The sequence below is a fragment of the Archangium gephyra genome, from assembly GCF_042230915.1.
Lineage (GTDB): Bacteria > Myxococcota > Myxococcia > Myxococcales > Myxococcaceae > Archangium > Archangium gephyra_B.
Window position 1 is genome coordinate 7,116,934 of record NZ_CP102578.1, and the last position, 12,880, is coordinate 7,129,813.

The following is a 12,880-nucleotide window of genomic DNA, read 5'->3' on the forward strand; positions in this document are numbered from 1 at the left end:
TGGGTGTTCTGGTGGAAGCGCTACTTCTTGGCGGGGGTGACGGGCTTTCCCGCCCGGCGCGCGAGCACCGCCTTCACGTCATCCAGCGTGATGCCCAGCGGCCGCACCGCCACCAGCACGTGGTAGAGCACGTCCGCCGCTTCCTCCGTCGCGCGCTCCTTATCCCCATCCGCGCACGCCGTCACCAGCTCCGCCCCCTCCTCGCCAATCTTCTTCAGGCGCAGGTTGCGGTCGTCCAGGAGCCGCCGCGTGTAGCTCGGCTTCTCCCCCGGCTCCGGCGCCTTCGCCGCGCGCTGGGCAATGGTCCGGTCCAGTTCCACGAGCGCGTCCACCGGACCGATCTCGAAGCAGGTCTCCGCGCCGGTGTGGCACGCCGGGCCCGCCTTCTCCACCCGCGCCAGCACCGCGTCCCCGTCGCAGTCCGCCGTCAGGGACACCACGCGCTGCACGTTGCCGCTCGTGCCGCCCTTGTGCCACAGGCCCCGCGTGCGCGAGCGGTAGTACATCTCGCCCGTCTCCAGCGTCTTCTCCAACGCCTCGCGGTCCGCGTGCGCCACCATCAGCAGGTCGCCCGAGTGCGCGTCCTGCGTCACCACCGTCACCAGCCCGTTGCCCTTGGTGAAATCCAGCTTCGACAAGTCCAACATCATGCCCTCTTCGCGCCCAGCAGCTCGCGCACCTGCTCCGCGAGCGCCGCGTTCGTCGCGATCGCGTTGCCGCCGAACGAGGTCCTCGTCCCCGTCCAGTCCGTGAATACTCCACCCGCCTCCTCGATGATGGGCTGCAGCGCCGCCGCGTCCCACGGCGACAGCACCTCGTCGATCATCGCCTCCGCCCGCCCCGTGGCCACCAGCAGGTAGCCGTAGCAGTCACCCCACGTCCGGGCGATGGACGCCTTGGCCGTCAGCGCCCGCCACTTCGCCCCTCGCTCCGGGTGCACCTGGAAGCGCTCGTCCGTGGACAGCACCACCGCCCGGGACAGCTCCGCTTCCGCCGACACCCGCGTCCGCTTCCCGTTCCACCAGCACCCCTGCCCCGGCGCCGCCACCAGCATCTCCCCCACCGGCGGGAAGTACGCCGCGCCCGCGAGGATCTTCTCGCCCTCGGCCACCGCCACCAGCGTGCCCCACAGCGGCACGCCCCGGATGAATGTCTTCGTCCCGTCGATCGGGTCGAGGATCCACCGGCGCTTGGCCCCGGCCCGCGTCTCGCCGAACTCCTCCCCGAGGATGCCGTCCTCGGGGAAGCGGGCTTCGATCCACTCGCGCGCCGTCTTCTCGGCGGTCCGGTCCGCCACCGTCACCGGCGTGCCGTCCCCCTTGGTATCCACCGTGACGCCCTGGCGGAAGTAGCCCAGGGCAACGTCGCCCGACTTGCGCGCCACTTCCTCCGCCGCCTGCATCAACGTCTGCGCATCCATTCAGAGGCTCCTGATCCCCAGGCCGCTCTTCTGGAGCAGCTCCTTGATCGCCCCGACGGTGGTGACGCCGTCGTGGAGGATTCCCGCCACCAGCGCCGCTTCCGCCTTCCCTTCCCGCAGCGCGGCCAGGACGTGCTCCGCGTTGCCCGCACCACCCGAGGCGATGACCGGAACGTCCACCTGCTCGGCGATCGTCCGCGTCAGCTCCAGGTCATACCCCGAACGGGCTCCGTCCCGGTCAATGCTCGTGAGCAGGATTTCACCTGCCCCACGTTTCACGCACTCGCGCGCCCACGTCACGGCGTCCAGGTCCGTGGCCTTCTTGCCGCCGTGCGTGTAGACGCGCCACTTGTCGCCGTCGCGCTTGGCGTCGATGCTCGCCACCACGCACTGGGCGCCGAAGCGCTCGGCGCACTCGGTGAGCACCTCGGGCCGGGCGACCGCCGCCGAGTTGAGGCTCACCTTGTCCGCGCCCGCCCGCAGCGCCCGGCCCACGTCATCCACCGTGCGCACGCCGCCGCCCACCGTCAGCGGGATGAACAGCCGCTCCGCCGTGCGGTGCACCAGCTCCCACAGCGTGCCGCGCTCCTCGTTGCTCGCGGAGATGTCGAGGAACGTCACCTCGTCGGCGCCCGCCTCCTCGTAGCGCATGGCCAGCTCGACGGGATCTCCCACGTCGCGCAGGCCCTCGAACTGGACGCCCTTCACCACGCGCCCACCCTTCACATCCAGACAGACGATCAGCCGCCGCGTGAGCATCACTTCACCTCCAGGGCGACCGCGCCCTTCGTGCTGAACACCACTCCCGAGTCCACCATCGCGTCGCGCAGCGCCATGCCGAGCGCCTTGAAGGCCGCCTCCGTCACGTGGTGGCTGTCCTTGCCGCGCAGAATGCGGAGGTGCAGCGTCACCTTGGCGTGCTCGCAGAACGAGCGCATGACGTGCTCGTACAGCTTGTTGCGCAGCGGCCCCCGGTAATAGAAGCGGCCGGCCACGTCGATGACGGCCTGCACCAGCGCGTCGTCCATGGGGACGGTGCGCTCGCCGTAGCGGGCGGCCGTGGCGGGAATCACCTTCTGCACCGCGGTGCCCAGGGTGATGGCCACGTCCTCCATGAGGTGGTGCCGCAGGTCGCCGCGGGCGTGCAGCGTCAGGTCCAGGCCCGCGTAGCGCGCGAAGGTGGACAGCATGTGATCGAAGAAGGGCAGCCCCGTGTCCACCTTGGCGAGGCCCTTGCCCAGGGCGATCTCCACCGTGACCTTCGTCTCCTTCGTCTCGCGAACGATGGTGGTCATGCGAACTCCCGCGCCACGTCGGTGGCGTCCAGCTTGCCCGTGTACAGCGCCATGCCGATGACGGCCCCGAAGGTCCCCACCCGCCCGAGGGCCCTCAGGTCCTCCACCGTCGTCACGCCGCCCGAGGCGAACAGCGGATGCCGGCTCGACCGGGCCACCTCCTCCATGAGCGGCAGATCCACGCCCTCCATCTGCCCTTCCTTGTGCACCGCCGTCACCAGCAGGCCACCCAGCGGCAGGGGCTCCAGCGTCTTCAGCACGTCGCCGATGTCCTGGGCGCTGCCGGCCGTCCAGCCGCGCGTCACCACCTCGCGGCCCTTCACGTCCGCGGCCACCACCACCCGGCCCGGGAAGCGCTCGGCCACCTCGCGCAGCCACGCCGGATCCTCGATGGCCTTGGTGCCCACCACCACGTAGGAGGCGCCCAGCGCGAGCACCGCCTCCGCCTTGGCCGTGCTCCGCACACCGCCGCCCACCGAGAAGGTGAGGCCCGGCTCGTGGGTCAGCAGCTTCCCGATGGGGCCCTCGTTGGAGCCCTTGCCGAGCGCGGCGTCCAGGTCCACCACGTGGAACGTCTTGAAGCCGAACGAGCGCCAGCGCTTGAGCGCGTCCAGCGGATCCTTCACCCGCACCCGCTCGTCGGCGTAGGAGCCGCCCACCAGTTGCACGCAGGCGCCCTCGCGCAGGTCGATGGCAGGAATGGCGATCACTTCCGCACCTCCTCGAGGAAGGCCTGCACGAAGCGCACACCCGCCACCGAGCTCTTCTCCGGGTGGAACTGCACGCCGAGCACGTTCCCGCGCCGCACCGCCGCGGGGAAGCGGTCCTCCTCGTGCGTCGTCCAGCCCACCACCACCCGGGACTCCTCGGCGCGGCAGACGAAGCTGTGCGCGTAGTAGACGCTTCCCAGCTTCGCGCTCTTCAGGGCGGTGTCCTCCTCCACCGAGTTCCACCCGATGTGGGGCACGCGCCGCGAGCGCAGCTTCGTCACCTGGCCGCGGAAGAAGCCCAGGCCCCAGCCCCCGCCCTCGTCGCTGGTGTCGAACATGAGCTGCATGCCCAGGCAGATGCCCAGGCACGGCAGGCCGTCCTCCAGCGCCTGCCGCATCTTGTCGCGCCCCGGCTCCAACCGGGCCGCCGCCGCGCCGAAGGCACCCACCCCCGGCAGCACCAGCACGTCCGTGTCGAGCGCCCGGAGGGGATCCTCCTGCACGCGCACCTCCACGTCCGGCGCCGTGGCGAGCGCCTTGGCCAGCGAGTGCAGGTTGCCCGCTCCGTAGTCGAATAGCGTCACTCTCACCGCAGCGTCTCCCGCAGCGCACCGAGCGCCGCTTCGATCTGGGTCCAGGGAGCGCAACCGATGCGGAGCGCGTCCCCGATGCCCTTGAGTCCCTGGAATGCACGAACGTTCACGTCCCGCTGCCGCATCCGCTCCGCCACCGCGGGGGCGCCGGGCAGCGGCACCATCACGAAGTTGGCCTCGGACGGCAGCGTCTTCAGCCCCAGCTTCTCCAGCTCGGCCACCAGCCGGGCGCGGATGGCCAGCGCCTCCTCGGCCCGGGCCTTCATCCACGGCAGGTCCTCGGACAGCGCCGCGGCGGCCATGCGCTCGGACAGGCCCGTCACCTTGTAGGGCCCGCGGGCCTTCTCCACCTCGGCGATGAGCGTGGGGTTGCCCACCGCGTAGCCCACCCGCAGGCCCGCCAGCCCGAAGGCCTTGGACAGCGTGCGCGTGACGAGCACGTTGGGCCGCGAGGCCAGGTCCAGGTGGCTCTCCCGGGCGAACTCGGCGTAGGCCTCGTCCAGCAGGACGATGCCAGGGGCGTTGTCCACCAGCCGCTCCAGCGCGGCCCGCGAGGCCACCGTGCCCGTGGGGTTGTTGGGCGAGCACACGTAGAGGAGCTTCGCCCCGGTGGCGAGCAGCCCGTCCACGTCGATGTCGAGGTCCGCCTGGAGCGGCACCGCCGCGTAGCGCAGGCCGTTCACCTTCGAGAAGTAGGACATCATCACGAAGGTGGGGTCCGGGAAGGCGATGAGCTCCCCGGGCTCCAGGAAGGCGCGCAGGGTGCTGTCGATGACGTCGTCCGAGCCGCACCCGGTGGTGACGCGCGAGGCATCCACGCCGGTGTAGCGGGCCACGGCCTGCTTGAGCTCCGGGGCGTAGCCCACGGGGTAGCGGCTCACCTGGGAGGCCACCGTCTCGCGCAGGATGCGCTCGGCGGACGGGGGCATGCCGAAGAGGTTGGTGTTGTCGCTCAGGTCCACGCCGCACTTCACCTTGGAGGGCGAGTACAGCGGGATGTCCCGGTAGGAGGCGCGCGAGGGCAGGCTCATGACTTCCTCCAGCCGCGAGCGGCCTCGGCGTGGGCGAAGAGGCCCTCGCTGTCAGCGAGCAGGCCCACGTCCTCGGCGAGCCGGGCCGCCGCGTCGCGGGTGACGCGCTGGTAGGTGGTCCACCGGTAGAAGTCGAGCACGCTCAGTCCCGAGTACGCCCGGGCGAGGCCCGCGGTGGGCAGCACGTGGTTGGCGCCCGTCATGTAGTCGCCGTACGCCACCGAGGCGTACTGGCCCACGAACACCGTGCCCGCGTTGCGCGCCTTGGGCAGATCCGCCATGGGCGACGTGGTGGCGATGAGCAGGTGCTCGGGGGCGAACTCCGCCACGAAGGGCCAGGCCTCATCCAGCGTGTCCACGCTCAGCACCGCGCCGCGCTCGCTCAGGGCCTTGGTGACGATCTCCTGGCGCTTCGCCCGGCCCGCCGCCCGCTCCACCGCCGCGGCCACCGCCTTGGCCAGCACGTCGCCCACCGTCACCGTCACGCAGCAGGCATCCGGATCGTGCTCGGCCTGGGCCAGCATCTCCCGCGCCACCGCCTCGGGGTCCGCCGAGCTGTCCGCCACCACGAGGATCTCACTGGGCCCCGCCGGCGCGTCGATGGCCACCGCGTCCACCACCTGCAGCTTGGCCGCGGCCACGTAGGCATTGCCGGGGCCGACGATGCGGTCCACCCGCGGCACGCTCTGGGTGCCGTAGGCCAGGGCCGCCACCGCGCCCGCTCCGCCGAGGGCGAAGACGCGATCCGCGCCAGCCAGTGCCGCCGCCGCCAGCACCCCCGCCGAGGGCTTCCCATCCGGCCCCGGTGGCGAGCAGACGATGACCTCGCCCACCCCGGCCACCTTCGCGGGCACCACGCCCATCAGCACGCTGCTCGGGTACACGGCGCGGCCACCCGGTGCGTACACGCCCACGCGCCCGAGCGGATCCGGCCGGCGTCCCACGATGATGCCCGGCTCCGTCTCCACCTCGGTGGCCTGGGGCTTCTGCGCCGCGTGTGCCTTGGCGATGTTGCGCGCCGCACGGGTCAGCGCGTCCTTCAGCTTCGGCTCCAGCGAGGCCAGCGCCTCCTCGCACACGGAGCGCGGCACCTCCAGGGATTGGAGCTCCGCGCGGTCGAACTCGCGCGCCATGTCGCGCAGCGCCTTGTCCCCGTCCCGGCGCACGCGGGCGATGAGGTCCGCGGTGCGCTGCGCGACGCGGGTGTCCGACGTGCCCGTCCGGTCCAGCAGGCGGCGGCGCGCCTCGGGGGTGAGCGCCTGGAGGCGTCCCCGGTATTTGATGAGGGCGGGGTTCACGGCATCAGCCTCTCGATGCGGGTGACGAGGATGCCCTCGCAGCCCAGGTTCTTCAGGGCGGCGATGGTGCGGTAGATGCTCTTGGCGGGCACCACGGCGTGCACGGCCACGAAGTCACCGCCCTGCACGTCCACCACGGTGGGGCCGTTGAGGCCCGGCAGCACCTCGCGCACGCCAGGCAGCACGCGGCGCGGCACGTTGGCCATCAGGTAGCGCTTGCCCCGGGCCGCCAGCACTGAGCTCAGCGCCTGCGTCAGCTCCTCCAGCTTCGCCGACGCCTCGGGCGCGTGGTCCTTGCGGGCGATCAGCCGCGCGCTCGACTGGACGACGGTCCCCACCTCGCGCAGGCCATTCATCTTCAGCGTCGAGCCCGTGGACGTCAGGTCCACGATGATGTCGGCGATGCCCAGGTGCGGGGCGATCTCCGTGGCGCCCGACACCGGCACCACCGTCACCTGCTGCCCGCGCTTGGTGAAGAACTCCGCCGTCAGCCGCGTGAAGGACGACGCCACCCGCACCCCGTCCTTGACGTCCTCGAGCTTCTCGATGCCGCTCTCCTCGCGGGCGGCCACCACCAGCCGGCACCGGCCGAACTCCAGGTCCATCAGCTGCACCAGCTCGCGGCCGGACTCGCACACCAGGTCCCACCCGGTGACGCCCGCGTCCGCCGCGCCATCGGCGACGAACTCGGGGATGTCCTGGGCGCGGACGAAGATGGCCTCGAACTCGCCGCCGAGCGACGCGGTGAGGGCCCGCTCTCCGCGGACCTTCACTTCCAGACCGGCATCGTTGAACAGCTCGCGGACCTCTTCGGAGAGGCGGCCTTTGTTGGGCAGGGCGATCTTCAGCATCGTGAGTACCTGAGGGGTGAGAGGACGAGCGCGGAAACGAAAAAAGCCCGTCCTGGTGGGACGGGCTTCCGTTCACTGCGGCGGTTGCATGGGAGCGTTTCTACGCGTCAACCCAGGCATGCGCACGGAGACCGGTCCCGTCGGAGGGCCGATGATGATGCGCATGATGATGGTGGGTGGACGCGAAACGCACGGGACCCTTGAGTAACCGAGACCCCCCCGTCCCGTCAACCCGGCCTTCTCACAAAGCTAGAAAACCCCGCTTGCAAACCGCTTCCCGAGCGAGCACAAGCGGCGCGATGCGTGACGCCAACGTGATCATCGTCGGTGGCGGGGTGATGGGCTGTGGCATCGCCCTGAGGCTGCGCCAGGCGGGTGCCCGGGTGACGGTGCTGGAGCGCTCCATCCCCGGGGCCGAGGCCTCCAGCGCGGCCGGTGGCATCCTCGCTCCCCAGATGGAGTCCGAGGGCCCCGGGCCCTTCCTGGAGCTGTGCCTGCGCAGCCGGGCCCTGTACCCGGAGTTCGCCGCGGAGCTGCGGGCCCTCACCGGCGTCAACGTGGACTACCTGTCCAGCGGCCTGCTGCACCTGGCCTTCGACGAGTCCTCCGCCCAGCGCCTGAAGGCCACCGTGGACTGGCAGCGCGCCCTGGACCTGCGCGCGGAGCTGCTCGGCCCGGCCGAGGTGCGCGCCCTGGAGCCCCAGCTCTCGCCCGAGGTGGTGGCCGCCGCCCGGTTCCCGGATGACCATCAGGTGGACAACCGGCTGCTCACGCGGGCCCTCACCATGGCCGCCGCGAAGGTGGGCGCCAGCTTCCGCACCGGCTACGTGCGCGGGGTGGTGGAGGAGCACGGCCGGGTGGTGGGCGTGGACCTGGATGGGGAGACCCTGCGCGCGGACGCGGTGGTCATCGCCGCCGGCTCCTGGTCCGGCCTGGTGCAGGGCGTGTCGGTGGATCCCCGCGTGGTGCGCCCGGCCCGAGGGCAGATGGTGCAACTGCAGACCCGGCTGCCGCTCTTCTCCCACGTCCTCTTCTCCGACAAGGGCTACGTCATCCCCCGGGCGGATGGCCGGGTCATCGCTGGCAGCACCCTGGAGTTCGCCGGCTTCGAGAAGCACGTCACCGCCGAGGGCCTGCACCGCATCCTCTCGCTGGCCATGGAGCTGTGCCCGGCGCTGGCCTCGGCCCCGGTGCAGGAGACCTGGGCGGGCCTGAGGCCCTACACCGACGACCACCTGCCCATCCTGGGTGCCGGCCCCCTGCCCGGCCTCTTCCTGGCCACGGGACACTTCCGCAACGGCATCCTCCTGGCCCCCATCACCGCCCGGCTCATGGCCCAGGCCGTCCTCGGGGAAACCCCCTCCTTGGACCTCACACCGTTCCGTTTCGATCGCTTCCCCCGCCGCTGAGCCGCCGGGGAGACATTCCACCCCCCAGACAACCCGGCCGAGCAGCCGGGAAAGTCGAAAAACCGCGTCGGGTTGGCCTTCCGCGCCCCGATCCTCCTAGAATCCCCCCTGTGGAAGCCATTCCTCCCGTACCTCCCCGGATCCTGATCGTCGACGACGACGATTCTGTACGCGACGTCATCTCCGTCCTCCTCAGGGAGGAGGGATACAACTGCGTGGTGGCCAGTGGCGCCGAAATGGCCCTGGACATCGCCAGTCAGGAAGAGACGCCGCTGGTCATCAGCGACATGAAGATGCCGGGCAAGGATGGCCTGTGGCTGCTCGAGCAGCTGCGCGAGCGCTATCCGGACACCTCCGTCATCATGCTCACCGGCTACGGCGACACCGAGTCCGCCGTGGACTGCCTGCGCCGGGGCGCTGTCGACTACCTCCTCAAGCCACCCAAGCTCACGGACCTCATCCGTGCCATCGAGCGGGCGCTCGCCAAGCGCCGCATCGAGCTGGCTCGCAAGCGCTACCAGAAGAAGCTGGAGCGCAAGGTGCGGGACCGCACCACCGAGTTGCGCAACGCGCTGCGCGACATCGCTCACACCTACCAGTCCACGCTGCTGGCCCTGGTGGCGGCACTGGACGCGCGCGAGCACGAGACGTCGGACCACTCGCAGCGCGTGGTGCGCTACACCAGCGCCGTCGCCGAGCGCATGGGCATCAAGGGCCAGGAGCTGGAGGAGATCGGCCGCGGCGCCCTGCTGCACGACATCGGCAAGATTGGCGTGCCGGACGCCGTGCTGCTCAAGCCGGGCAAGCTCACGCCCGAGGAGTGGCAGGAGATGCGCAAGCATCCGGACATCGGCTTCCAGATGATCCAGAACATCCCCTTCCTGGCCACGCCGGCGCAGATCGTGCTGTCGCACCAGGAGCGCTGGGATGGGCAGGGCTACCCGCGCAACCTCCGGGGCCAGGAGATCCATATCGGCGCGCGCATCTTCGCCGTGGCGGACACCCTGGACGCGATGACGAGCGACCGGCCCTACCGCAAGGGCACCACCTTCGCCAACGCCATCGCGGAGATCACCCGCTGCGCCGGCACCCAGTTCGACCGCGACGTGGTCCGGGCCTTCCTCGACATCGGTGAGCAGGCGCTCATCAAGATCAAGGAGGACATGCACCTGCGCAAGCTGACGCTGGTGCAGGCCGAGGCCCAGGCCCAGGAGGCCGAGGCCACGCTCGCCCGGCTCACGGACGACCTGGACGACATCGACCAGAGCATCCCGGGCCCGGGGATCCCTCCGGCAACGGCTCCGGCCACGCGTGGCGCCAGCCCCGCTCCGGCCGCTCCCTCCTCCTCCCCCGCCCCGGCAGTGGGGGCCGCCTCCACGGCCAGCCGCCCGGAGCAGCCGGTGGTCCTCTCGGTCCTGGCCGGGGGCCGCCAGGGTAATTCACGAGACTGAGCCTTCCTCCGGCTTCAGGCGGACGTCAGGTGTAGACATCTACACCTGCACCGCGCCAGCAGCCGCTTGCGGTTCCCGGCGCGTGTCACTCGCTGGCGGGCTCGGGTTGAGGACGCTCGATGAGACCCGCCCGGTCGAGTAGCTCGCGCACGCGGGCGGTGAGGGCCACGTGCTCGGGGTTGCCCGCCGTCATGGGCTCGGGGGAGAGCACCAGGAGCCAGCCCAGTGTCCCCACCGGTTCGATGCGCACGGGCGCGGGCAGCGGCGGCAGCGTGCCCAGGCGGCGCGACAGGTACGTCAGCCAGCCCACCCGTACCTCGAACTCGCCCTCCTCCATGAGGTCCACCATCTCCGAGGAGCTGGCCATGGCGAAGTCGGGGTCCCACGCCGTGGCCATGCACGTGAGCACCTCGGTCAGCACGGGCGCGCGCAGCAGCCGCTCCCGGACCGCGCCCTGCTTGGGGGGGTAGAGCAGGCACAGATTGGGCCCTCCGCACGGCGAGTATTTGCCGCAGGAGAGGTGGAGTTTCGTGGCCTCCTTCTTGGAGTTCCACACAAACTGGCGGAAGCCCAGATCCTCGATGACCTCCCTGCCGACGTCGGTGCGGTTCCTGCCCTTGAGGAAGAGTGTCTCCAGCTCCTTCATCTCCGGGCAGACGGGCCAGCCCGGCAGCTCGCGGGGGAAGCCACGGCCCGCCCCGTACCACTGGGTGAAGGTCGGGTCACAGCGCGCCAGCATGTGGAAGAAGAGCTCCGCGCGCCGCGCACACTCCAGCGCCGTCTCCTGGCGCGGGCCCCAGTACGCTCCGGCGTAATACTTGTCTTGCATGCGTGCCCCTTTCTACTGCACGGGTGGCGTGTACTGGACCGTGATGTTCGTCCAGTTGTTCTCCTTGAAGAGATCGCGAAGGAACTTCGCCACGCTGGCATCGGCGACATGCCAGCTCACCGGTATCCCCAAGTCTTTGGCCGCCTTCGACTGTCTCTCGGCTTGCTCCATCAGCTGCGTGAACCCGCCAGACGCCTCGAACCAGGGTTTGGGCGTGCCATCCACCTCGAAGAAGGAGCAGTAGCCGGGGCCCTTGGCCTCCAGCAGTTTCCCCAGCGTGAAGCCGTCGAACTCCAGCTTCCCCACCAGGTACACCCACCAAGCGGGCCGCCCCGTCACCTGCTCCTGGTAGTCCAGGGAGCGCTTGGAGCCGGTGGTGGGCTTCTTGTACGTCCATCTGCCGGGCGCGCGCGCCGGAGCCGCCTGGGGGGACTTCCCCGCCTTGCCGCTCGCGCCGCCAGTGTTTCCCTGGCCACTGCCCGCCATGTGGAGGATGGAGAGGGCGCTCAAGTCCACCGTGGCCGTGGTGCCCGCGGCCACCACGGCTCCGCCCAGCACCAGCTCGCCATCGGCCGTGACGGACAGCACCGGCAGCTCCGCCCCCAGTCCGCCCAGGCGCCCCACCGTGGCCCTCGCCCCTCCCAGCAGCAGGAGCAGGTGCGTGGACAGGCGCGCCGCCTCGCGTATCTGGTCCTCGCGCGACATGGCCCCGTAGCGCGCGAAGTACTCGGGCGAGGAGGCGATGAGCTGTGCCACCGTGGTGGGCAACTGCCCCAGGTCCTCCAGCGTGCGGATAGGGTGGAGCACGGTGTGCGCCAGCGCCAGCGCCATCTCCGCCAGGGCCTGCTGGCCTCCGTCGAGCGCGGCGTTGAGCGCGTCCCTCCCAAGGCCCAGCTCCGCCAGGGGTGGGCCGTCCGCGCGCCGCAGGGCCTCGGTGGCCGGGTAGAAGACGCCCCCGTGGGAGACGTAGAAGCCGCCCACCACCAGGCGGCCCACGCGCCACTCGCCCTCCACCAACTCCAGGGAGCCCAGGCGCTGAAGGGGCGTGCCGTCGAGCGCCGTCACCAGGTAGCCATCCGGGCGCACCAGCACCAGCGGCGCGAAGCGCTCGGCGCGCCACTTCAAGTCGTCGTAGTCCACGCGCTCGCCGCCCTCGAGCACCTCGCGCAGCAGCCAGCACAACGCCTGGCGCGGGGCGAAGCTCCGTTGCGTCACGGGCGTCTTCGCCAACCGGCCCAGCAACTGGTGCGCCTGCTCCACGTAGAGCGCCGCACCCGCCGGGTGCCGGGCCTCCTCCCCGAGGCCGCTGGCCTCCTGCACAACCTGGAAGAAGTCCCGCGTCTGCTCGGGGAAACCGCCCGCGGCGCCCTCCGTCTCTCCCAGCGCAGCAGGGACAGCGAGCCACCGGGGTCCCGCACCGTCACGGCGCGAGGTGGGCCGCGAGTGGAGCCCGAAGCCGCTCGTCAGGCTCGCACGCGGATGGCCCGTGGTGCACCCGCCGAGGAGCACCGCCAGGACCAGCGCCAGAAGCAGCCGCGCGCCCGAGGGGAGCGCCCCAACGACACGAGTGGACACGTCGCACCGCCCTCCCCCGCATGGACTGGAAAACAGACCCCGCGACTTCAGGGACACAGGGCGGGGACGGTCAAGCAGCTACCCATGAGCCTGCGATGCATTCGTGGACTCACCACGCCGCGAATCGCCCACCGTCTTCCCTGCGGCGCCCAGCGAGCTTCAGGTGTAGACATCTACACCTGGACATGTAGCCAAAAAACCCACACCAAGTGTAGACGTCTACACCTGGACGGAGGTGCCTCCCGTTTTCGAGCACTGACGCCACGACCGCCATCTCCTTCCACAACGGCGCCGAACCTCGCGCGGCCCGGGCCGGTGCATGGCGGGCGAGCGCTCCCACCAGGCCAATCGAAAGCGAGCGCCTGAATACCCCCCCACCTGACGAAATGCCGCCTTCGGGGATGCCAGACGAGGGCCC

13 protein-coding genes are annotated in these 12,880 nt (G+C 70.9%); 2 read left to right on the top strand and 11 right to left on the bottom strand.

Going from position 1 to position 12,880, the window contains the following annotated elements; all coding sequences use genetic code 11:
- Nucleotides 1-20 precede the first annotated feature (20 nt).
- The 9 genes from hisIE to hisG are packed head-to-tail and all read right to left on the bottom strand — an operon-like array spanning nucleotide 21 to nucleotide 7,198.
- Nucleotides 21-647, bottom strand: coding sequence for a bifunctional phosphoribosyl-AMP cyclohydrolase/phosphoribosyl-ATP diphosphatase HisIE (gene hisIE / locus NR798_RS27790; RefSeq protein ID WP_375765527.1), 627 nt, complete (start codon nucleotides 645-647; stop codon nucleotides 21-23).
- Nucleotides 647-1,420, bottom strand: coding sequence for a histidinol-phosphatase (hisN, locus tag NR798_RS27795; RefSeq protein WP_375765528.1), 774 nt, complete (start codon nucleotides 1,418-1,420; stop codon nucleotides 647-649). Before hisN ends, hisIE begins: the two co-directional genes overlap by 1 nt.
- Nucleotides 1,421-2,179, bottom strand: coding sequence for an imidazole glycerol phosphate synthase subunit HisF (gene hisF, locus NR798_RS27800; protein WP_375765529.1), 759 nt, complete (start codon nucleotides 2,177-2,179; stop codon nucleotides 1,421-1,423).
- Nucleotides 2,179-2,715, bottom strand: a complete 537-nt coding sequence (locus NR798_RS27805) for an imidazoleglycerol-phosphate dehydratase (RefSeq protein WP_375765530.1) — start codon at nucleotides 2,713-2,715, stop codon at nucleotides 2,179-2,181. The genes hisF and NR798_RS27805 overlap by 1 nt, the downstream gene beginning before the upstream one ends.
- Nucleotides 2,712-3,425: a HisA/HisF-related TIM barrel protein gene (locus NR798_RS27810; protein ID WP_375765531.1), complete on the bottom strand. Its 714-nt coding sequence runs from the start codon at nucleotides 3,423-3,425 to the stop codon at nucleotides 2,712-2,714. The genes NR798_RS27805 and NR798_RS27810 overlap by 4 nt, the downstream gene beginning before the upstream one ends.
- Nucleotides 3,422-4,015 (bottom strand): imidazole glycerol phosphate synthase subunit HisH, encoded by a 594-nt coding sequence (gene hisH / locus NR798_RS27815; protein ID WP_375765532.1) that lies wholly within the window; start codon nucleotides 4,013-4,015, stop codon nucleotides 3,422-3,424. The genes NR798_RS27810 and hisH overlap by 4 nt, the downstream gene beginning before the upstream one ends.
- Nucleotides 4,012-5,049 (bottom strand): pyridoxal phosphate-dependent aminotransferase, encoded by a 1,038-nt coding sequence (locus NR798_RS27820; RefSeq protein WP_375765533.1) that lies wholly within the window; start codon nucleotides 5,047-5,049, stop codon nucleotides 4,012-4,014. Before NR798_RS27820 ends, hisH begins: the two co-directional genes overlap by 4 nt.
- Entirely contained in the window at nucleotides 5,046-6,347 is a 1,302-nt protein-coding gene (hisD, locus tag NR798_RS27825) for a histidinol dehydrogenase (RefSeq protein ID WP_375765534.1), read from the bottom strand. Before hisD ends, NR798_RS27820 begins: the two co-directional genes overlap by 4 nt.
- Nucleotides 6,344-7,198 (bottom strand): ATP phosphoribosyltransferase, encoded by an 855-nt coding sequence (gene hisG / locus NR798_RS27830; RefSeq protein ID WP_375765535.1) that lies wholly within the window; start codon nucleotides 7,196-7,198, stop codon nucleotides 6,344-6,346. Before hisG ends, hisD begins: the two co-directional genes overlap by 4 nt.
- A gap of 299 nt (nucleotides 7,199-7,497) precedes the next feature.
- On the opposite strand from hisG, the gene thiO reads away from it, so the two are divergent.
- Nucleotides 7,498-8,607, top strand: coding sequence for a glycine oxidase ThiO (gene thiO, locus NR798_RS27835; RefSeq protein ID WP_375765536.1), 1,110 nt, complete (start codon nucleotides 7,498-7,500; stop codon nucleotides 8,605-8,607).
- A 110-nt stretch (nucleotides 8,608-8,717) separates the two neighbouring features.
- Complete coding sequence (locus tag NR798_RS27840; protein ID WP_375765537.1) at nucleotides 8,718-10,058, top strand: HD domain-containing phosphohydrolase; 1,341 nt, start codon at nucleotides 8,718-8,720, stop codon at nucleotides 10,056-10,058.
- An 85-nt stretch (nucleotides 10,059-10,143) separates the two neighbouring features.
- Here the strand turns inward: NR798_RS27840 and NR798_RS27845 are convergent, their stop codons facing one another.
- Complete coding sequence (locus NR798_RS27845; protein WP_375765538.1) at nucleotides 10,144-10,887, bottom strand: Imm52 family immunity protein; 744 nt, start codon at nucleotides 10,885-10,887, stop codon at nucleotides 10,144-10,146.
- A gap of 12 nt (nucleotides 10,888-10,899) precedes the next feature.
- A complete protein-coding gene (locus NR798_RS27850; RefSeq protein ID WP_375765539.1) occupies nucleotides 10,900-12,462 on the bottom strand; it encodes a Tox-REase-5 domain-containing protein in 1,563 nt (520 codons plus the stop codon).
- Nucleotides 12,463-12,880 lie beyond the last annotated feature (418 nt).

Coding starts and splice junctions, on each gene's coding strand:
- hisIE (WP_375765527.1), bottom strand. CDS start 647: ATGTTGGACTTGTCGAAGCTGGATTTCACCAAGGGCAACGGGCTGGTG.
- hisN (WP_375765528.1), bottom strand. CDS start 1,420: ATGGATGCGCAGACGTTGATGCAGGCGGCGGAGGAAGTGGCGCGCAAG.
- hisF (WP_375765529.1), bottom strand. CDS start 2,179: ATGCTCACGCGGCGGCTGATCGTCTGTCTGGATGTGAAGGGTGGGCGC.
- NR798_RS27805 (WP_375765530.1), bottom strand. CDS start 2,715: ATGACCACCATCGTTCGCGAGACGAAGGAGACGAAGGTCACGGTGGAG.
- NR798_RS27820 (WP_375765533.1), bottom strand. CDS start 5,049: ATGAGCCTGCCCTCGCGCGCCTCCTACCGGGACATCCCGCTGTACTCG.
- hisG (WP_375765535.1), bottom strand. CDS start 7,198: ATGCTGAAGATCGCCCTGCCCAACAAAGGCCGCCTCTCCGAAGAGGTC.
- thiO (WP_375765536.1), top strand. CDS start 7,498: ATGCGTGACGCCAACGTGATCATCGTCGGTGGCGGGGTGATGGGCTGT.
- NR798_RS27845 (WP_375765538.1), bottom strand. CDS start 10,887: ATGCAAGACAAGTATTACGCCGGAGCGTACTGGGGCCCGCGCCAGGAG.